At 68.0% G+C, this 18,680-nt stretch carries 17 protein-coding genes and 4 pseudogenes; 14 read left to right on the top strand and 7 right to left on the bottom strand.

Annotation, left to right across the window (positions count from 1 at the left end; translation table 11 throughout):
• Nucleotides 1–71: 71 nt before the first annotated feature.
• A complete protein-coding gene (locus tag OG758_RS02270; RefSeq protein ID WP_326708342.1) occupies nucleotides 72–497 on the bottom strand; it encodes a nuclear transport factor 2 family protein in 426 nt (141 codons plus the stop codon).
• An 83-nt stretch (nucleotides 498–580) separates the two neighbouring features.
• On the opposite strand from OG758_RS02270, the gene OG758_RS02265 reads away from it, so the two are divergent.
• The 3 genes and pseudogenes from OG758_RS02265 to OG758_RS48805 all read left to right on the top strand — a co-directional run bounded on the left by OG758_RS02265 (nucleotide 581) and on the right by OG758_RS48805 (nucleotide 2,526).
• Nucleotides 581–1,147, top strand: a complete 567-nt coding sequence (locus OG758_RS02265) for a TetR/AcrR family transcriptional regulator (protein ID WP_326708341.1) — start codon at nucleotides 581–583, stop codon at nucleotides 1,145–1,147.
• Nucleotides 1,148–1,410: 263 nt separating this feature from the next.
• Nucleotides 1,411–1,884: pseudogene (locus OG758_RS48810) on the top strand (NAD(P)H-binding protein); the annotation flags it as partial.
• Complete coding sequence (locus OG758_RS48805) at nucleotides 1,876–2,526, top strand: B12-binding domain-containing protein (RefSeq protein ID WP_382061547.1); 651 nt, start codon at nucleotides 1,876–1,878, stop codon at nucleotides 2,524–2,526. The pseudogene OG758_RS48810 and the gene OG758_RS48805, both read left to right, overlap by 9 nt.
• A 340-nt stretch (nucleotides 2,527–2,866) precedes the next feature.
• On the opposite strand, the gene OG758_RS02255 is transcribed toward OG758_RS48805, so the two are convergent.
• From OG758_RS02255 to OG758_RS02240, 4 genes and pseudogenes are all read right to left on the bottom strand, one after another.
• The gene (locus OG758_RS02255; RefSeq protein ID WP_326708339.1) at nucleotides 2,867–3,046 is read right to left on the bottom strand and encodes a DUF6480 family protein; all 180 of its coding nucleotides are present in this window, start codon (nucleotides 3,044–3,046) and stop codon (nucleotides 2,867–2,869) included.
• Between the two features lie 386 nt (nucleotides 3,047–3,432).
• A pseudogene (locus tag OG758_RS02250) lies at nucleotides 3,433–4,062 on the bottom strand (class I SAM-dependent methyltransferase); the annotation flags it as partial.
• Nucleotides 4,063–4,457: 395 nt separating this feature from the next.
• Nucleotides 4,458–4,862, bottom strand: a complete 405-nt coding sequence (locus tag OG758_RS02245) for a DUF6303 family protein (RefSeq protein ID WP_326708338.1) — start codon at nucleotides 4,860–4,862, stop codon at nucleotides 4,458–4,460.
• Nucleotides 4,863–5,098: 236 nt separating this feature from the next.
• On the bottom strand, nucleotides 5,099–5,482 hold the full coding sequence (locus OG758_RS02240) for an ATP-binding protein (protein WP_326708337.1): 384 nt from the start codon (nucleotides 5,480–5,482) through the stop codon (nucleotides 5,099–5,101).
• Between the two features lie 68 nt (nucleotides 5,483–5,550).
• Here OG758_RS02240 and OG758_RS02235 point away from each other — a divergent pair, with 68 nt between their 5' ends.
• From OG758_RS02235 to OG758_RS02210, 6 genes are all read left to right on the top strand, one after another.
• A complete protein-coding gene (locus tag OG758_RS02235; RefSeq protein ID WP_326708336.1) occupies nucleotides 5,551–6,726 on the top strand; it encodes an ISAs1 family transposase in 1,176 nt (391 codons plus the stop codon).
• Between the two features lie 497 nt (nucleotides 6,727–7,223).
• Complete coding sequence (locus tag OG758_RS02230; RefSeq protein WP_326708335.1) at nucleotides 7,224–7,589, top strand: PRC-barrel domain containing protein; 366 nt, start codon at nucleotides 7,224–7,226, stop codon at nucleotides 7,587–7,589.
• Nucleotides 7,590–7,981: 392 nt separating this feature from the next.
• Nucleotides 7,982–8,779 (top strand): bestrophin-like domain, encoded by a 798-nt coding sequence (locus OG758_RS02225; RefSeq protein ID WP_326708334.1) that lies wholly within the window; start codon nucleotides 7,982–7,984, stop codon nucleotides 8,777–8,779.
• Between the two features lie 331 nt (nucleotides 8,780–9,110).
• Nucleotides 9,111–9,584 carry an ATP-binding protein gene (locus OG758_RS02220; RefSeq protein WP_326708333.1) on the top strand — a complete coding sequence of 158 codons (474 nt, stop codon included), beginning with the start codon at nucleotides 9,111–9,113 and terminating at the stop codon, nucleotides 9,582–9,584.
• 47 nt (nucleotides 9,585–9,631) lie between these two features.
• Entirely contained in the window at nucleotides 9,632–10,075 is a 444-nt protein-coding gene (locus OG758_RS02215) for a DUF3662 domain-containing protein (RefSeq protein ID WP_326708332.1), read from the top strand.
• A gap of 113 nt (nucleotides 10,076–10,188) precedes the next feature.
• Nucleotides 10,189–11,100 (top strand): RNA polymerase sigma factor SigF, encoded by a 912-nt coding sequence (locus OG758_RS02210; protein ID WP_326708331.1) that lies wholly within the window; start codon nucleotides 10,189–10,191, stop codon nucleotides 11,098–11,100.
• A 150-nt stretch (nucleotides 11,101–11,250) separates the two neighbouring features.
• On the opposite strand, the gene OG758_RS02205 is transcribed toward OG758_RS02210, so the two are convergent.
• Nucleotides 11,251–11,658, bottom strand: coding sequence for a hypothetical protein (locus tag OG758_RS02205; RefSeq protein WP_326708330.1), 408 nt, complete (start codon nucleotides 11,656–11,658; stop codon nucleotides 11,251–11,253).
• Nucleotides 11,659–11,950: 292 nt separating this feature from the next.
• On the opposite strand from OG758_RS02205, the pseudogene OG758_RS02200 reads away from it, so the two are divergent.
• The 5 genes and pseudogenes from OG758_RS02200 to OG758_RS02180 all read left to right on the top strand — a co-directional run.
• A pseudogene (locus OG758_RS02200) lies at nucleotides 11,951–12,094 on the top strand (alpha/beta fold hydrolase); the annotation flags it as partial.
• A 172-nt stretch (nucleotides 12,095–12,266) separates the two neighbouring features.
• A complete protein-coding gene (locus OG758_RS02195) occupies nucleotides 12,267–13,517 on the top strand; it encodes an RNA-guided endonuclease InsQ/TnpB family protein (RefSeq protein ID WP_326708329.1) in 1,251 nt (416 codons plus the stop codon).
• 3 nt (nucleotides 13,518–13,520) lie between these two features.
• Nucleotides 13,521–14,198 (top strand): annotated as a pseudogene (locus OG758_RS02190) (alpha/beta fold hydrolase); the annotation flags it as partial.
• Entirely contained in the window at nucleotides 14,198–15,439 is a 1,242-nt protein-coding gene (locus OG758_RS02185) for a PP2C family protein-serine/threonine phosphatase (protein ID WP_326715774.1), read from the top strand. The pseudogene OG758_RS02190 and the gene OG758_RS02185, both read left to right, overlap by 1 nt.
• 9 nt (nucleotides 15,440–15,448) lie before the next feature.
• Complete coding sequence (locus OG758_RS02180) at nucleotides 15,449–15,805, top strand: STAS domain-containing protein (RefSeq protein WP_326708328.1); 357 nt, start codon at nucleotides 15,449–15,451, stop codon at nucleotides 15,803–15,805.
• A gap of 555 nt (nucleotides 15,806–16,360) precedes the next feature.
• Here OG758_RS02180 and OG758_RS02175 read toward each other — a convergent pair.
• Nucleotides 16,361–18,454 carry a SpoIIE family protein phosphatase gene (locus OG758_RS02175; RefSeq protein WP_326708327.1) on the bottom strand — a complete coding sequence of 698 codons (2,094 nt, stop codon included), beginning with the start codon at nucleotides 18,452–18,454 and terminating at the stop codon, nucleotides 16,361–16,363.
• Nucleotides 18,455–18,680 lie beyond the last annotated feature (226 nt).

Here is an 18,680-nt window from a genome sequence, read left to right as displayed (position 1 = left end):
CCGTCTCAAGGGATCTGGTCCGATGCAACTTGGGTCTCAGGTGAACCGCTCCGCCTCTGTCAGCCTGGATCTCATCCTCTGGCGCCGGCGACGCTCGAGCCGTCCATGTAGTCGCGGGCCCGCGTGATCAGTCCGTTGTGGATGTGGAGTATCAGAAGACCGGGGACCGTGAAGCTGGTGTGTCTGGTCGGCAGCGTTCCCACCACGACGTGCTCGGCGATGATCACTTCCGGATCGGCGGTCTCGTAGGCCGCGATCTTCCTGACCTCCTGCACCTGGACGGGGCTTGTTCCCCAGGCCGCCCGGTATCCCGCGCGCACTGCCTCGCGTCCCTCGTAGAGCGGAGGGAAGCCGGGAGAGGTGAAGGGGAACTCGTGCACCGCGTCCATGGCATAGAGATCGGCGAGATCGTCCGGGGACTTGTCGAGCATGGCCTGGTAGTAGCGGTTCAGGACCTCGCGAGGGGTGCGAACCGCAGGCGTTTCCACTCGAGACACGGGGGCTCCATTCGCTCAACACTTGTTGACCCACTGACGGTAGGGTCGGGGGGAAGTTCGGTCAACGGTTGTAGAGTGAATCGGTGTCCACTCCTCACCAGTCCCGCGCCGACCGCCGCCGAGCGACCGAGGCGCGCATCCTCGACAGCGCCCGGGAGCTGTTCGCAGAGAAGGGATTCGATCGCACCACCATCCGCGCCGTCGCGACTGCGGCGAGCGTCGACCCGGCTTTGGTCATGCAGTACTTCGGCTCGAAGCGCGAGCTTTTCGCCCAATCCGTGCAGGCGTTTCCCGTGCTGCCGACAACCACTGACACCGACGTGCTGGTCGATCAGCTGCTGGCCACGCTCGGCCTCAAGCTCGGCGGCCTTCCCGAGGGCACGCTGGCGATGATGCGCTCCATGCTCACCGACCCGGCAGCAGCCGATCACGTCCGTGTCACCCTCGATCGGCAGATCGACAGCGTGAGCGCTGCCCTGCCCGCAGCCGAGGACCCCGAGCTGCGCGCCGCACTGTTCGTCACCGCCTTGCTGGGCGTCACCATCGGCCACCAATTTCTCGGCCTGGCCGCTCTTCGCGGTGCCCCGGCCGACCGCGTCGCCGCCCTGCTGCGCCCGGCGTTCAAGGCCCTGGCAGGACCTCCGAGCTGAAATCGGCGGCGCTGCCGATGCGTGGTGCCACTGGGGCGGGTTGGCGGACGGTCGGCCGATCTTGCCGCCGGGGTCGCAGTTCCTCAGGAGTGCCGTCGCCTGCCCTGCCAGCCTTGTACCGGCCGATTCTTTGCGAGCGCCGCATCCATGACAGCGCTCCGCTGCGAAACATGTACGACGGTGGGCGTCCATCGTGGCGTGCCACTCGGTGCAGGCGCGAAGCGCCGGAAAGGGATCTTGGCCGAGCGCTGGGAGGACGAGCCATGGTGGAGAACCGACGACGGTCCGAGGAGCCGCTGCACTGCCTCGTGACTGGGGCCTCCGGGTACATCGGGGGCAGGCTGGTGCCGGAACTGCTGGCGGCCGGTCACCGGGTCCGCTGCATGGCTCGCTCGCCCGGCAAGCTGCGTGATCATCCCTGGGCCGGTGACGTCGACACGGTGCGCGGTGACGTTCAGGACGCCGAGTCGGTCGCTGCGGCTCTGCGCGGTATCGATGTCGCCTACTACCTGGTGCACTCGCTCGGCTCCGGTGCCGACTTCGAGGCCGCCGACCGCCGCGCTGCCGAGATCTTCGCCGCGCAGGCGGACGCCTGTGGCGTCCAGCGGATCGTCTACCTGGGCGGACTCACTCCCAGGGGCATCCCCGAAAGTTCCATCTCCCCGCATCTGCGTTCCAGGGCCGAAGTCGCCGCCGGCCGCGACTCATCCGGCCTGCCGCTGGGCGCGGTGCGCGCCGAGTGTCGTGGCCTGGCCCGGGCCGCCCTCCGCCTCGAATCCGTCGCGATTCAGGAGCAGTTGAACACCTTCGTCCAGGAGCACGGAGTGGTCGCGGCATGGGAAGAACTCATGATGCCGACCCTGCATGCCGTCGGCCGTAAATGGGAGTCCTCCGGCGACCGCTACGTCGAGGTCGAGCACCTTTTGTCCTGGCACGTGTCCACCGCCCTGCGCAACGCACAGCTGCTCCTGGGGCCCGGCGAGGCGCGCAAGGCCGGCCCTCCAGTGCTGTTGGCCTGCGTCCCCGGCGAACAGCACACCTTGCCGCTCGAAGCCGTCCACGCCGCCCTGCTGCAGCGCGGTCGTCCCGTGCGCATGCTCGGTGCCGCCGTCCCCGCCGAGGCACTGATTGCGGCGGTCCTGCGTACGGGGCCGGCAGCGGTAGTGCTCTGGTCGCAGACCCGTTCTCTGGCCAGCACCCCGCTTGCTCTCCATCTCCTGGGAATGGGGTGGGGAGTCAATGGTGCACGGCAACAGGCTGCTCTCGTGCTGGCCGGACCGGGTTGGAGAGGGGGCAGGATCGAGGGAGCGGCCCAGCCTCAAGGGCTGCGCGAGGCCATCGCCCTCCTGGCGCCGGAGTCCTCGGGCCTATCCGAATAGCTGCCTGCACTCACGCGTGCCGGCTGCCGCAGCAGCGCACTGTGTGCTGCAGGGGAACCGTTCCAAGCTCACGCCCGTGTAGCTGCCATCGACCCGTCAGGCGTTGGCCATGAGCATGCCACTGCTTGCGGCGCGTTCCCTGGTGCCACCGGGAGGTCGATGCGCGCCAAGGCCGCCTGCGGCCATGAGGCGGAGGCGCGAACAGTGGGGCGGTCCTCGTGTCCGGAGTCGGTGAACACCGGGCCAGTCCTGGCCCCACTCGTGCTGCTCGCGCCTTCAGGCGGCGATCGTAAGCGAGCAGGCGTGACCGCCGGCTGCCGGAGCAGTCGGACGAGCGTGGTCACCAACCCCAGATGCGTGCCAGGAAATAGCCGGCCACCAGCACTGATCCGAGCACGATGAGGGACACCCACAAGTAGGGGTGTTCCCAGATGCCACCGTCGGCCCGTTCTTGATGTGCTTCAGCGATCGACCCTTCCACCGGCGGCGTTTCTGTCGGCGGGACGAGCGGGTGAGTCATGCTTCAACGGTCCCTCGGACCCCGCTGGTTCGCACCTCGAAACGGGGTCGGGCTCGGAGTAAAGCTGATACAAGCCCCAGGGATGGGCACGGCACACGCGGTTCGTGGCTCTCAGCAGTCGTGCGGCTGCCGAGGGTCGTGCCGGCAGCCGTGGCAGATGCCGGCGTGTGGACCAGCACGGTCGATGCCTATGAACTGGACGCCTGTGCCGCCCCGACCCGGCACGCTGCCGAGCAGATGGGCGGCCATGACGCCGTGGTGACCTGCATCGGAGTGCCGGCCCTGGCCGAGGAGCCGGGAAGGTACCGACCGTGCTGGTCGGTCACTCCATGTGCGGCCGTGTCGCGCTGCGCGCTGCCGGCGCGGGATCGTGTTTTCGCGTCGGCTCAGAGCTGCGGCGATGTCTCCGTCCCGTAGCCAATGGGCGAGGGTTCGCGGCACCCCGCGGTCCCGCCGAGGGTGTCGGGCTGGACTGCGAGGATCTGGTCCACTCCCATGCGGCGCGCCTCGAAGGCGAGACCACTGCCTACGAGCTACAGCCGCCAGACCCGAGCAGTCGGTTCCCCGACGAGGTCGACGAAGTCGTTCCAACGCTCTTCCAGGGTGTGGTGCCAGGCGGCGATGGTGCGCACGTAGTGCTCACGCAGCGACTCAACGGAACACACCTCAAGGCCCGCACCCTCCAGTAGCTCGACGGTCTGACCAAAGGGGCGCATATGCATGTCGGGGGCGATGTACGTCTCGATGAAGGGCCCTCCATCCGGCGCCCGTACACCTCGGGACATCTCCTGTACCAGCAGCCGGCCCTGCGGCCTGAGAACGCGCTGCAGCACTGCTGCGAAGCCGGCGTACTCCTCGTCGCCGACGTGTTCTCCCATCTCGATGGATGTGACCGCCTCGTACTGACCGCCTTAGATGTCGGGGTAGTGATGCATCCGGACGTCGACCAGATCTTCAAGGCCACGCTCGCGCACATGGGCGAGGACGGCGTCGCTCTGCTCACGGGCGAGGGGCACGAGGCCTCGGCCAAGCCGAGCTCTCCCGGCTGCCGGAGCAGCCGGCGCAGCGTGCGGCGCGATCGGATGATGATGACGGGGGCTCCCTGCGGACCGCTCTCGGTGCGATCCCACGCGTGCAGGCGTACGGGTGCCGAGTTGGGTCTGTGCCCTGGTGCGGCGCTCTTCTCCGGCATGTTTCGGAATGACCTGCGGACTCGGGCCGAGGTGAGCTTGCGCGGCTCCCTCTCCTTCTCCCACGGCCGACGAAGGCCGACCGGGAGTGGCCGGGCGAACGGCAGTTGGAGGTGAGCCCGGCGATCGGCGGCCATAGGCTCTCCTGCGGCTCGGGTGAGCCGCGGGCTGCGCACCGTTGCCTGGTCACAGGCGAGGGCATCGCGCGAAGGCCACGGTGTTCACCTGATCTCCGGCATGCTGATGGGCCGAACTTCCGTGTGTGCCATCAGCTGTACGGTTGTGTGGTCTCCGTCTTGGCACTCGGCCCACTCCCAATAGTGGCAATCGGATCCGGGGCCCGTCTGGACGTAGCCCAGGTCTGTGAGGGCCTGTCCGCGTGCGCGCAGGGTGGGGGTTTCGGTGCCGGGCAGGTTCATCGAGGGCCACTCATCGGCCGGGACCCCGTACAGGACCACGGCGATCTCCCAACTCGTGTCGCCTGGCGAGCGGGTCAGTTGGGCGCGGGTGAAGTGGCCCTGGGCGGTCGGGTCCGTTTGAGGCCCTGGCAGTTTGGGCCGCGGGTCGAGGACGTCTGCCAGGGCGTCGTGGGGATCGGGGAGCGGAACAGGGGATTCGGAAGTCACGAATTCTCCTCACAGCAGGTTCATGGTCGTGTGCCAGGAGTCCCCCGCCGACGTGGCACGGTGACGCGACCTTGTGAATCGTCGACCAGCGGAGTCCGGCCCGCTCTCGGGCGATGTCTTGAACACGCGTGCCGGGCCAGTTCTCAGGCGAACAGTTCGCCGCCCAGTGCCTCACAGCCAAGTGCCGGACGGGGGAGGGACTAGGCGGGCAGGATCTGCAGCCGTGGGATCGCTGCTCAGCGGGGGAGTGTGGCATGGATCGATTTGCCGCCGCCGGGCTGGGGGTGGATGGTGAGCGTTCGGGCCAGGCGGCGGATCATGGGCCAGCCGATGCCCCCAGCGCCATCGGACAGGTCGGGACTGCGGTCCTGGGGATGAGCGGGGCTGGGATCGTCGACGGTGACGTGGATCTGCCGCCGGTCAGCCCTCAGATGAAGTGCCGTCACGGTGCCTGCGTGGCGCCTGGCGTTGGTGACGAGTTCTGAGACCAGCAGGAGCAGGTCCTGGGCAGTCGGCGTAGGTGGGGCCAGGGCTTGCGCAAGTTCCCGGGTTCGCCCAACTGGCGTGAGGATGCCGCGGGTTGGGGTGGATGACAGAGCGGACACGGAATCCGTGATCATTCAGGTGTCTAAGCCGAGTGATCAAGAGGGTTCCCGTGTCCGCTGTCTCATCTTCCCCGATCCCTGCCGTGTTGGCCAAGTTGGGTCCGCTCAACCCGGACGACGTGGCTGACCTGCGGTTCTTCCTGGAGGCGGTGCCCGATCCTCGCTCCCGGCGGGGCCGTTGGTACTCGTTGGCCTCAATCCTGCTGGTCTGCGCGGCCGCCGCGGTCTCAGGAGCCCGGACCATCGACGAGCTCGCCGAGTGGGGTGCCCGTGCCGACGCCGGGCTGCTCGCCGCGCTCGACGTGCGCCGTCACCTGCTGCACTGGCGGCATGCACCGTCCAGATCGGCGATCGGGAGGGTCCTCGAGCGCCTCGACGCCGACGCACTCGATGCGGCCGTCGGAGCCTGGCTGGCTCACCGCCATACCGCCGCAGCCCCGGGCAGACGACGGGTGATCGCCGTGGACGGCAAGGCACTGCGCGGCTCCGCCCGTCTGAGCCAGCCCCGCCGCCACCTGCTGTCCGCCGTCACCCACGGCCGCCCGGTCACCCTCGCCCAGGCCGAGGTCGGGTCCAAGACCAACGAGACACGGCACTTCCAGCCCCTGCTTGCACCGCTCGACCTGGACGCAGACGTGGTCACCTTCGACGCGCTGCACTCCGTGAAGGCCAATGTCGCCTGGCTGGTGGAGACCAAGAAGGCGCACTACGTGGCCGTGATCAAGCCCAATCAGCCCACCGCCTGGGCCCAGCTGGACGGTCTGGACTGGCACGCGGTGGCCATCCAGCACACCGCCTCGAACAAAGGACACGGCCGTCGCGAGTCCCGCTCGGTCAAGACTCTCGCCATCGCCGACAACCTCGGCGGCATCGCCTTCCCCCACGCGAAGCTCGCCCTCCGCGTCCACCGCCGCCGCAAAGCAACCGGCAGGAAGGAGACCCGCGAGACCGTCTACGCGGTCACCAGCCTCGACGCCCACCAGGCGAAACCGGCCGAACTCGCCTCCCACCTGCGCGGACACTGGATCGTGGAAGCCCAGCACCACATCCGCGACCGTACCTTCGCCGAAGACGCCTCCACCGTCCACGCCGGCAACGCACCCCGCGTCATGGCCGCCCTCCGCAACCTCGCAATCGGAGCCCTCAAAGCCCTCGGAGCGACCAACATCGCCAAGACCACTCGCGCCATCCGCGACCAACCCGAACGAGCCCTCCCCATCCTGGGCATCACCTACAAGCCCGACCTCAACGGAACTTGATCAAGCCCTGAGGTGGGGCGGGGTGGAGACAGGCGAGGAAAACGCTCGCCTCGTCACGGGCGTCGGTCGCTTTCTGCGGCCTGCTCAGGGCATCGGCCGGGTGGGCCTGGTGGTCTTCGACCGTTGGCGGGTGGTGCATGGGCTTCACCCCTCAAGAGGACTTCGGTGCGGCTGCCGTTACCCAGCGCATCTACCCCGCGGGAGCGCGATGAAAATGATGCGTCTTCCGTTGGGTGCTTCGGAGCCGTCGCCGGCGGTCGTGCGAGGAGGTGAATTCGCAGGTAGGAGTTTCGTGAAGGCCTGGGCAGTGTCCTCAGCCCGGGCCGAGCGCAACTCGCTTGGCCTACCGGAGGGTGCTTTGTTGTATGACGGTCTGTTACCTGGGTACGGGGGAGTGGTGAGCGTGGCCATTCCGCGACGGGCAGTCGACGTCAATGTCGCAGTCGACCCCATGGCCCCGCCAGTGGCGAGTAATGCCGAGAGAAAGGAACCACCCCATGCAGAGCGTCTGGGCCTACCCGGCAGGCATCGGCTATCAGGGACAGGAGCAGGCGGCGTTGACGGGATTCACCCTCACGGCGCCCGACGGGATCGTCGGCCAGGTGGAACGCCAGGTGGATGAGTCCGGCATGCAACACCTGGTCGTCGACACCGGCGTGTGGGTGTTCGGCAAAAGCGTCCTGATCCCGGCCGGCATCGTTGCTGCCATCGACACGGGTGCCCAGACCGTGACGGTCACTCACACCAGGGACGAGATCAAGGCCGCGCCCCGCTTCACCCTCGACAGCCAGACCACCGAGCCCTCCTACCTCACCGAAGTGGGCAACTACTACGCCACGTTGGAGCGGTCAGCGCCTCTGTGAACGTACGCGGCGAAGCGAGTGTGCTGGCGCCGCAACACGGCTGCAGCCCCCTCCGGGTACCTGGGTCACGGACTTCCTCCGAATTGAGGGCTGGTCGCCTCAGCAGCACCCTCCCCTCCTGCTGGCGAGTCTCGCAACCTTCTGCGGAATCGAGCGGCGTCCGGTGCGGCGCATCGCATGGCGGCCGAATGGCTGGCGGTCCTGGTACTGGGCCGTATTCGGCTGTTTGGCCAACGAAGCGAGGTGCTGTGCCGAGCGTCGCGAGCACTGGAACTCCACGACCTGTGATGATGAAGCGTTCGTTGAAAGTGATCGACGAGGAGCTCCAGATCGCGGGGCCAATGTGTTTCGCCGCCGTGTGACGCTCGTGGAAACGCGCTGTAGGTGATGTGGTGAACTGGTTGACCTCGCTGCCGGCGGTGGTGCTGGTTGTGGGCTGGCTCTTCCTTGCCCTCCTGGTCGCGGCCGTGGCACGGGTCGGCGTCCGGGCGCTCGTACCGGCCGGGGAACAGGACCGGGTGCCGCAGATCGCTACGCCCCTGATGCCTACACTCGGCGCTGCCTTCGCGATCTTCGCGGCACTCACACTGGCCAGCGAGGCCAGCTACCTGCGCGCAGCAGAGGGGTTGGTGAGCGACGAGGCTGCCGCAGCCTCCCGCCTGGGGTGGGCGGCGACAAGTCCGCGAGTCCAGTCGGAGCCGATCCATGCGGCACTGCTGGACTACCTGCAGACCGCGCGTGTCAGGGAATGGAAGGGTGCGGCAGCGGCGTCCGGTGACGACCCGGCCACCGCTCGCGCGATCGCACGACTGGAGCGGAGCGTGCGCGCCGAGGCCGCCCGGCCCGAGCTGGGAACCCCGGCAAGCACGGAGCTGCTGGTTTCCCTGGACAGCGTCACCAGTAGTCGTCGCGCCCGCATTGCGGCCGCCTCGCGCGACGTTCCCGCGCTCTACGTCGTCACGCTCGTGGTCAGCGGACTGGCCTTGATCGTGAACGCCGGCGCACTAATCTTCCGCAGCAGCCTGCGAACGTCACTGCTCGTCGTAGGTGTTGCGAGCGTCGTCGGGCTGAGCCTGGCATTGCTCTTCGCGCTCAGCGCGCCCTGGAATGGACCGTTCATCGTGAGTGGGCATCCACTCGACGGCGTCATCGGGGACCTGAAGTCCGGCTTCTTCGGCCACGGGCCGTAGGCGGCGGGCGCGATCAATACGCCGACGACGAAGCTCGCTCGCGGTCGGCCACTGGATTGTCATGCAGCCTTGGCCGGCTAATCGGGCCATTGGCGGATCGGTGACTGCGGCGCGAAGTCGGTCTTGGCCTCGGCACGGGAGTCGCGCCAACAGATGTAGGCGCCGGTGGCGGCGAACTCGGGTCCGATCCAGTTCAACCAGAGGTCGTAGGTCGGCCGGAATACCAGCAGCAGCGGTAGCTCCCTCGTGGTGAAGTGACTTGTCGAGCGGGTTGCCGAATGGGCACGAGAGCAGAGCCCTTTGCTCGGAGCGCTGACGTTAGCGATTGTCAATGGGGGCAGAAGGCCCGTTGTCGCCAGATCAGCCTCTTCTCGACGGGGGTTCCGGCATGAGTCAGGAGCCATGGCAGGCGGGCGAGTGTCGGTCCGACGAAGGCCATCGGTCGGTGCCACGTCAGATCACAGCGACTCAAGCGCGTCATGCTACGCGCGAATTCTTCTGCGGCCTTGTGCCCACGCCCTCTCAGGAGAGGGTCGAGAGCGCCATTGTCGTGGTCTCGGAACTGGTTGCGAACGCGTTCCGGCATGCAGGAGGCGTCACGGGACTTCATCTGGCCGCTGACCGTGACGTCGTGGAGATCGCCGTGCGCGACCCCAGCCCCGCGTTCCCGCGTGAGCGTCCCCCTGACCTCGACGGCCACGAGGGCGGGTTCGGCTGGCCCCTGATTCGGATGCTCGCGCGCACCGTCACCGTCCGTCCCGCCCACAACGGCGGCAAGGTCATCAGCGCTGTTGTCGATCGCTGACGGCCGGCCCCGGACCGCGGTCAGGCTCGCTCCTCAGCGCAACCCCTATGGCCGCACATGATCCGGATGAGGCCGGGCAGCCGTCGGCGATGGGAAAGATGGGCAACGTCGAAAGAGTGATGGAGAAGTGGGCCGCAGACCTGGTGGACCGGGTCTTCCGGCCGAAGCGGGAGAGCGTGGAGGTCGTATCGACACTCCGACGCGAATGCGACGACAACATCATGATTCTGGGACGGGGACGCACGTTGGTTCCCAACGCCTTCACCGTCGCGCTCCCTCAGGAGAGCCATCGTGAACTCGGCTCACATGCACATCAGTTGGGGCCAGTGTTGGCCGCGAAGGTGCGAGATCACGCCGCCTCGCACAGCTACGTCTTCGCTGGACCGGTGACCGTCACCCTGGAGACCGACCCTACGGTGGACACGGGTGGATACCGCATCCAGAGCTCGATCGTTCCGGCCCGGCCCGGCTCCCGAGAGACCGCTGGTTGATCACAGCCAGGCACCTGCCGACTTGTGCATGAATCAAAACTCTTGCTGCAGGAACGCATGGTGACGTCGTGTCTGGGCAAGTGGTGGGCTTGAACCGATCCGGGAGTGTGGTCATGACTGTTCAGTCGCAGGCGAGGGACGCGGAGGGTACGAAGCACGTCGAGGCGTTGACGTCGGCACAGCCGGACCCGCAGGCCGGCGTCGGCGAGCTGCCCTGGATCGAGGATGCGGGGAAGGTCGCTCCCAAGGACGCGCGGAATCTGTCGAAGCTGTTCTTCGACCAGCTCCAACTCCTCGAAGAGGGCACCCGCGAGCATCAGTACGCCCGGAACACACTCATCGAGATGAACCTGTCGCTCGTACGGTTCGCCGGGCGCCGGTTCATGAACCGTGGCGACGGCGACATGGAGGACATCGTCCAGGTCGGAACCATCGGTCTGATCAAGGCGATCGACCGGTTCGACCTGTCCCGCGAGGTCGAGTTCTCCACGTTCGCCATTCCGTACGTCGTCGGTGAGATCAAGCGGTACTTCCGCGACACGACCTGGGCGGTCCATGTGCCCCGGCGGCTCCAGGAGCTGCGGGTCGACCTCGCCAAGGCCAAGGAGGAGCTCGCAGTCGTCCTGGACCGTGACCCCACGGTCAAGGAGGTCGCCGAGCACATGGAACTGAGCGAGGACGAGGTGATCGAGGGCGTCGTCGCCGCGAACGGCTATACCGCCGGCTCCCTGGACATGGCCGCGGACGCGGGCGAGGCGGGACCGGCTCAGGTTCAGGGCCGTACGGTGGCCGACTTCATCGGTGAGCCCGACCCCGGTATGGAGACCGTCGAGGACCTGCACTGCCTGAATCCCCTTCTGGGCCGTCTTACCGACCGGGAGCGCCGCATCATCGAGATGCGTTTCGGGCAGGAGATGACCCAGAGCCAGATCGGCGAGGTGCTCGGCGTCTCCCAGATGCAGGTCTCCCGCCTCCTGAGCCGCACACTGGCCAAACTGCGGACCGGCATGCTCGCCGACGACTGATCCCCGTAATCCAGTGATCCCCATGATCCAGCCTGGTCCGCACACGCGCACCGCACACTGTTCGAGGTTGCAATGTCGGCGCTGGGCCGGCCGCACTCGGCCACGCCCGACGCCGGATGAGTCCCAGAACCGGCAGGCCCCAGAAGGGCGTCAGTCGCGCGCGTCGGCGTCGAAGACCTCCCCCTCGCGCAGCATCCGGAAGCGCAGCGCGGACCAGGTTTCGTCCACCGCGATCTGGGCGATCGGACGCATCCCGTACTCGGCCAGGATCCGCCGGAGCGAGTCCCGGTTGATGTCCGCCTTGTTTCCCTTCGGGTAGACGACCCAGAAGTTGACCGCGCCCGACAGCCCGTCTCGGTGCTCGTCGAGCAGCCTGTGTAGCGCGCTCTCGTCCGCTGCGAACATCAGCCCGGTCGTCGCCGTGCTCAAGACGTCCGCCACGTCGACGTCTACCGGCAGCGCCCCGATCAGCGGCAGATGCTCTTCCGGGGTGGCCCAGACGGTGGTGCCGGGCTTGATGAGCAGCTTCTGGGCGACGGTCTTCGTCGGAGCAGCCATAGCGATCCCTTTCGGAATGGCAGACATAGGGGCTCGGAGCCGGCGGCGCGGGTGGGCCAACTCCTGGGGCGGGCGTACGTGCGGGTGTGTGAAGCGGGGGTCGGCGTCGCCGCGGCCCCATCGCTGTGCGTGCCACCTTGGCCGACCACGTGACCCTGCCCATTGGTGAGGTCAGCACAGCGGAAGTGGCGTCCCGGATCACGCCCGCCGCACCCATGTGGATGGCCGGTTGCGCGCGCCAGGCAGCGCCGACTTGTTCCTGGCTTTCTACGTCTCTGCCAGGATGGGCCGCATGGATGTGCGAAGCAGGCATCAGGTGCGGGTGTCCGGCCGGGAGGGCGGGCCGGTGGTGATGCTGGCGCACGGTTTCGGGTGTGACCAGAATATGTGGCGTCTGGTACTGCCCGCGCTGGAGCGCGACTTCAGCGTGCTCTTGCGAGGAACCCCGGGGGTTCACCCCCGGGAGGAATCGCATCCTGTGGTGGCGATGCGCAGCATCGCCGCGGCAACGGGCGCGCAGCGCACGCAAGAAACCGGGCCGCAGCGCCCGGCGAGGAATGTGCGCTGTTCGAATGCCGGTACGTCAGGCGGCGGGTAGCGTCACGGTCGTGAAGTTGACCGTGCAGGTGAAACTGCTGCCGACGCCCGTGCAGGCGGCGGCACTTGAGGAAACCCTGCATGCCTGCAACGAAGCCGCGACCTGGGTCTCCCAGGTGGCGTTCGAGAAGGACATCAAGCGCAACTTCCCCCTGCGTGAGCACACCTATACGGCGGTCAAGGACCGGTGGGGGCTCGGAGCTCAAGCGGCCCAGCATGTCATCAAGAAGACCTGCGACGCCTACCGCACGCTCAAGGTGAACCTGAAGGCGGGGAATCTCGGCACATCCTCCTCCAAGCGCTACCGGCGGGCCACCGAAAAGCCGATCGCCTTCCGCCCGGAGGGCGCCCAGCCGTATGACGACCGGATGCTGTCCTGGCAGTACGCGGAGCACACGGTGTCGATCTGGACCCTGTCGGGCCGGATGAAGCAAGTGGCGTTCACCGCCGCCCCCGAACATTTGGCCCGCCTGGCCTTATATCGCAAGGGCGAGTCCGACCTGCTGTACCGCGACGGCATGTGGTTCCTGATCGCGACCTGCGAGGTCCCCGAGGCCGAACTCAACACCAACGTGGTGGAGTTCCTGGGGATCGATCTGGGGATCGTGAACATCGCGACCACCTCGGACGGTCAGATCATGGCCGGACGCCGGCTGAACCGCGGGCGCCTGCGCGAGCGCACCTTGCGGCAGAAACTCCAGAAGAAGAACACTCCCTCCGCCAAACGACGCCTGAAGAGGCGGCGCCGTAAGGAGACGCGGCGGGCACGGGACATCAACCACAAGATCGCGAAACATGTGGTGGCAGAGGCAGAACGCACCGGTCGCGGAATCGCCCTGGAAGACCTCACCGGCATCCGCGCACGGGTACGGCTTCGCAAGCCCCAACGGGCCACCCTCCACTCCTGGGCTTTCGCCCAGCTCGGAGAGTTCATCGCGTACAAGGCCCGCAAGGCGGGGGTGCCGGTGGTGCACGTCGATCCGGCGTACACCTCCCGTACCTGCGCTGAATGCGGGCACATCGACAAGGCGAACCGGGTCTCCCAGGCCCGATTTGCATGCCGGTCCTGCGGATTCGTTGATCACGCAGACCGCAACGGCTCCCGCAACATCCGCCACCGTGCGGAAGAGTTGTGGCGACGCGGGGCGCAGTCAACCGTCCCAGACCCACCCCCGAACACCGGGCGTGGGACAGGACGCAAACGCAGCACCACAGCCAGTGGCGCCCGTTGCGCAAGCCCGGGACTTTTCAGTCCCGGGTGATTGACGGTGGTGCTCTTCGACCACGTCGGCGCGGGCCGTTCGGATCTGTCGGCCTGGAGTAAGGAGCGGCACTCCAGCCTGGACGGGTACGTGGAGGACGTGCTGGAGATCTGCCGCGAGCTGGATCTGGGGCCGGTGACGTTCGTGGGGCACTCGGTGAGCGCGATGATGGGCGTGCTGGGCGCTGCCCGGCACCCCGAGTACTTCGCGGGCCTGGTGCTGCTCGCTCCGTCCCCCTGTTTCATCGACGACGCTGCTACCGGTTACCGTGGCGGCTTCAGCGCCGAAGACATCGAGGAACTCCTCGAATCCCTGGACGCGAACTACCTCGGCTGGTCGGGTGCCATGGCCCCGGTCATCATGGGCAACCCGGAACGCCCCGAACTGGGCGAGGAGTTGACCAGTAGCTTCTGTGCCACCGACCCGGACATCCAGCGGGTCTTCGCCCGCGTGACGTTCCTGTCCGACAACCGCGCCGACCTGGCCGACGTGACGGTACCCACTCTGGTCGTCCAGTGCTCCATGGACGCCATCGCCCCGCCCGAGGTCGGCGCCTTCATCCAGGACCGGATCAAGGGCAGCCGCCTCGTCACCCTGAACGCCGCCGGGCACTGCCCCCAGCTCAGCGCCCCCGAGGAGACCGCCGAGGCGATCACCGCGTTTGCGGGGCCCTTGTCATGATGTGCCGGACCGACGGTGACCAGGATCGCGACCCGGAGGAGCGCGTGGACGACGATCAGACGTTCTCCGCACTGCTGGAGGACAGCGCCGAGGACCTCTACGAGCATGCCCCGTGTGGATACCTCTCCACCCTGCTCGACGGACAGATCGCCAAGGTCAACACCACCCTGCTGAACTGGCTGGGCTACGAGCGCGGTGACCTGGTGAGCCGCAGGACGTTCTCCGACCTCCTCACCGTCGGCGGACGCCTGTACCACGAAACGCACTTCGCGCCGCTACTGCGCATGCAGGGAGAGATCAGCGGCATCGCGCTGGAGATGAAGGCGGCCGACGGCAGCCGGCTGCCGGTGCTGGTGACCTCCGTGGTCAAGACCGGCAGCAACGGGCAGCCGCTGCTGATCCGCACCACCGTCTTCGACGCCCGCGACCGCCGCGCTTACGAGGAAGAGCTGCTGCGCGCGCGCCAGGAGTCCGAGCGCGAACGTGAATACCTGCGGCGGCTCGCCACCACGCTCCAGCAGACGCTGCTGCCGCCGGTCCTGGCCAACGTGCCGGGCCTGGACGTGGCCGTGCACTACCACATCGCCTCGGTCGACGAGGTCGGCGGCGACTTCTACGACCTGTTCCCTCTCGGCGCGGGCACGTGGGGACTGTTCCTGGGCGACGTGTGCGGCAAGGGGGCCGCCGCCGCAGCGGTCACCTCTCTGGCCCGCTACACCCTGCGCGCCGCCGCTGTCTACGACCCCGATCCGGCCGTCGTCCTGGGAAACCTCAACACCGTCCTCAACCACGAGTACAACGGCACCGACCCTCGCTTCTGCACGGTCCTCTTCGGCTTGCTCAGCCCCGACGGCGATCACGGCGAGTTCCGTATCACCCTGGCCAGCGGCGGACACCCGCCCGCGCTGCTGATACGCGCCGACGGCACCGCCGACTACCTGCCCACTCCCGGTGGACAGCTCATCGGCGTCCTGCCCGACGCCCGCATCACCACCATCACATGCCGCCTCCACCCAGGCGACACCCTGCTCCTGCACACCGACGGCCTCACCGAGGCCCATACCGCCATCCGCGGCGACCGCTACGGTGACGAAGCCCTCCTCGACTTCGGCCGTGCCCTGGCTCCCACCACTGCCCAGCACACAATCACCGCCATCCGCGAGCTCCTCGACACCCTCGGCACCGGGGTGGACGACGATACGGCAGTCCTTGCCGTCAGCGTGCCCTCGCTCCAACCGTGAAGAGCAGCGTTGAGCCCGTTGAGAATCCGTACGCGGACCACCTTCTCCGGCCCCGTCATCGAACTGGCCGGCGAATTCGACCACGACACCGCGCCCGAGATCCGCGACCTCCTCCCCGGTCTGTCAATCAAGCACGGCCAGCAGCTCGTCGTGGACCTCGGCGGCCTCACCTGCTGCGACTCCAGCGGCATCACCGTCCTGATCGCCGCTCGCAACATTGCCCTCGCCGCCCGCTCCACCATCGTCCTGGCGGGTGTCCCCGACGTGGTCAGCAGGATTCTGCGCATCGTCGGCCTGGACCAGGTCCTCCCCACCCATCCCACCGCCGAGGCAGCCGAAGCCGCTTGGATGCCTCCGACCGGCTGATCGGCATCAGCGTGACGCGGGGGCTCGTGAATGGCCCAAGGGGCGGTAGCGACGTCGCGCGGTCCGTCTCTGCGCTACTTCGCCTGCTCCGAGCGCGAGGGGTTGAGCGGTGCAGGGTGCTGGGGTTTTCTTGTCGCTGATGAATGCGGAGCGGGCGCGTGCAGGCGACCGGGACGCCGATGGGGCGGCATGGGCTGACATGGTGTCGATGGATGTCGCCCGCGGTGACGGGGTGCGGGGTTGGCCCGCGTGTTCATCCCCTTGGGTCCCCCGGACCTGGGTCCGCGCCCGCCCGCCGGCTTGTGGTGCAGCATCGCCCGGACAACAGCAGCATGCGACCTCGGGCATTCACCGTGCGGCCGACGCCGGCCTCCCTGTCCGCTGCACTGTTGCCCGCGAGCTCCCCGACGACGAGCACCACGTGGCCGTGCGCGCTCAGGGGGCGCTGCGGGCCACGACCGCCTGACTGTCGGAGGCGCCTCATCGGCTGACACGGCGAACACGGCCGGCGCGCGGAGGGCGCGGCCTTTGTCCAGTCGGCCCGGGGTCGTTGAGTCACGTGGGGCGTGGCCGTTGGGGTACATCGGGTGTGGCTTGTGCGATGAGGAGGGCAACGTCGTCGTGGTCGTCCGTGTCCCGCAGCGCGTCAACGAGCCACCGGCAGGTCTCGTCGAGCGGTCTGCGGGGTTCTTCCAGGGTGCGCACGAGGGCGTTGAGGCGCTCGTCGATGGGCTGGTGGCGGGTTTCGACGAGGCCGTCGGTGTAGAGGACGATGCGGTCGCCGGGATTCAGGTCGAACGCGGTGGTGTGGAAGGGGACGCCGCCGACGCCGAGGGGTGCGCCAGGGGCCAACTCGAGGAGTTGAGGGAGCCGTCCGGATGACGTGAGGACGGGCGGGAGGTGTCCGGCGTTCGCGATGTGACACCGGTGGGTGTGAGGGTCGTAGGTGGCGTAGATGCAGGTGGCGATGTAGTGCTCGAGCCCGCACGTGATCTTGTCGAGGTGGCGAAGAACCTCGGCGGGAGCCAGTTCGAGGTCGGCGAAGGCAGACGTGGCGGTGCGTAGGCGGCCCATGGTGGCGGCGGCGTCAATGCCGTTGCCCATGACGTCACCGATCACCAGCGCGGTCTTGTCGCGGGCAAGGGGGATGACGTCGTACCAGTCGCCTCCGATCTCGCTGGATGCTTGGGCGGGCTGGTAGAAGGAGGCGACGTTCAGGCCGGTGGGCTGTGGAAGCTCGCCGGGCAGGAGGCTTCGCTGGAGGGTTTCGGCAGTATTACGGACGCTCTGGTACAAGCGGGCGTTGTCGATGGCGACGCCCGCGCGGGCAGCCAGATCTACGGCCAGCAGCACATCGTCCTCATCGAACGGGAGCTGGTTGCGCGCCCGCAGCAGACCAAAAGCGCCGAGGACCTCGTTGCGGGCGATCAGCGGGACCGCGAGGTAGGAGTGCACGCCGGCCTGGGCGAAGACTGCCGCACTGTCAGCGCTGAGGGCGATGCGCTCCAGATCCTGCTGTCCGGCATGGGCGACGACGGGCCGACCGGTGTGAACGCATTGGGTGATCAGTCGGTCCGCACCGTACGGGGCGCGGTCGACGACCTGCAGGGCCGCAGCGGCTGGAGTGGGATAGGCGGCGGCCACGGCGAGCGGGCGAAACAGCTTCGGTCCTTCGGAGGGCGAGCAGCGGCGCAGGGCCGGCGCCGCGGCGTCAAGGACATCCACCGACGCAATGTCGGCCAGGTCCGGCACCGCCACCTTCACCAGTTCCTGGGCGGTGTGCTCAACCTCCAGGGTCGTGCCGACACGTGCGGACGCGTCGGCGATCATGGTCAGGCGGCGCCGGGCCCGGTCCGCCTCGGCAGCGGCCCGATGGCGTTCGCTGACGTCGATGACCGAGTACGCCACACCGATCACCCGCCCGCCGGAGCCTTCGAGCCGGTAGTGCGACACCGACCAAGCGTGATCATGGTCCGGATCGGCGAGGGTGCGGCCGACGATGTGCTGGTCGATCAGGGGGGTGCCGGCAAGCAGCACCCGGCGCATCGCCGACTCGATCGAGTCGACGTCGAGGGACGTGAGGATGTCGTGCGGGTACCGGCCGAGGTGATCGGCCGCCGAGACGCCGTTGATGCGCTCCAGCTCCGGGTTGACCAGCACATAGCGCAGTTTCGTGTCCAGCAGGGCGATGCCGATCGGGGCCTGCGAGACCAGGCGCTGTGACAGGGCCAGGTCGGTCTCCACCCGCTGCAGTGTGCTCTGGTCGGCAGCGATGCCCAGGGCGTAGATGTCGCCGAGATCGTCCACCAGGCGCATGTTGCGAAACTCGACCAGGCGCGTGCTGCCGTCCTTGTGCCGGATCGGGAACGCACCCGCCCAGCTCTCACCGGTCCCCATCACCTCGGCGAACAGCTTGACCACCAGGTCCCGCTGCTCCTCGTGGACCAGCAGACGTGCCGCGTACCGGCCCAGAGCCTCTTCGGCCGTGTAGCCGAACACCTCATCGGCCTGCGGGCTCCAGAACACGATCCGCCCAGCGTCGTCCAGCACGACCGCAGCCACGCTGAGCAGATCGAGCAACCCTCCCGGCGGCGCCGCGCCCGCCCCGCCGTCCCCCTCCCGGTCCGGGCGTGGCTCGTGTACATCCATCCTGGAGAGCTCCCTCCTCAGCGCAAGCCCGCTCAGGACGCGTGCCGGTTGAGGCCTTCTCTTCCATGCTGCTCCCGGAACCCTGTGCGCACGATCCGGCAGCACCCCGACGCCCGTGCGCCCCGTACCGCCTGCGCCGGCCTGGCCGCCTCGATTACGAAGGCAAGGTCGCGCTGCTCGTCCTGGTGGACCTCGGCATAGACCCCGGGGCCCCCGTGGTCGATCC

The organism is Streptomyces sp. NBC_01474, assembly GCF_035918215.1.
Classification (GTDB): domain Bacteria; phylum Actinomycetota; class Actinomycetes; order Streptomycetales; family Streptomycetaceae; genus Streptomyces; species Streptomyces aureus.
This window is presented reverse-complemented; position numbering and strand designations above follow the sequence as displayed.

What these genes read in the sequence shown, in the direction of transcription:
- OG758_RS02255 (WP_326708339.1), bottom strand. Translation starts at nt 3,046, where the DNA reads ATGACTCACCCGCTCGTCCCGCCGACAGAAACGCCGCCGGTGGAAGGG.
- OG758_RS02240 (WP_326708337.1), bottom strand. Translation starts at nt 5,482, where the DNA reads ATGATCACGGATTCCGTGTCCGCTCTGTCATCCACCCCAACCCGCGGC.
- OG758_RS02230 (WP_326708335.1), top strand. Translation starts at nt 7,224, where the DNA reads ATGCAGAGCGTCTGGGCCTACCCGGCAGGCATCGGCTATCAGGGACAG.
- OG758_RS02220 (WP_326708333.1), top strand. Translation starts at nt 9,111, where the DNA reads ATGGGGGCAGAAGGCCCGTTGTCGCCAGATCAGCCTCTTCTCGACGGG.
- OG758_RS02215 (WP_326708332.1), top strand. Translation starts at nt 9,632, where the DNA reads ATGGCCGCACATGATCCGGATGAGGCCGGGCAGCCGTCGGCGATGGGA.
- OG758_RS02210 (WP_326708331.1), top strand. Translation starts at nt 10,189, where the DNA reads ATGACTGTTCAGTCGCAGGCGAGGGACGCGGAGGGTACGAAGCACGTC.
- OG758_RS02205 (WP_326708330.1), bottom strand. Translation starts at nt 11,658, where the DNA reads ATGGCTGCTCCGACGAAGACCGTCGCCCAGAAGCTGCTCATCAAGCCC.
- OG758_RS02185 (WP_326715774.1), top strand. Translation starts at nt 14,198, where the DNA reads ATGTGCCGGACCGACGGTGACCAGGATCGCGACCCGGAGGAGCGCGTG.
- OG758_RS02175 (WP_326708327.1), bottom strand. Translation starts at nt 18,454, where the DNA reads ATGGATGTACACGAGCCACGCCCGGACCGGGAGGGGGACGGCGGGGCG.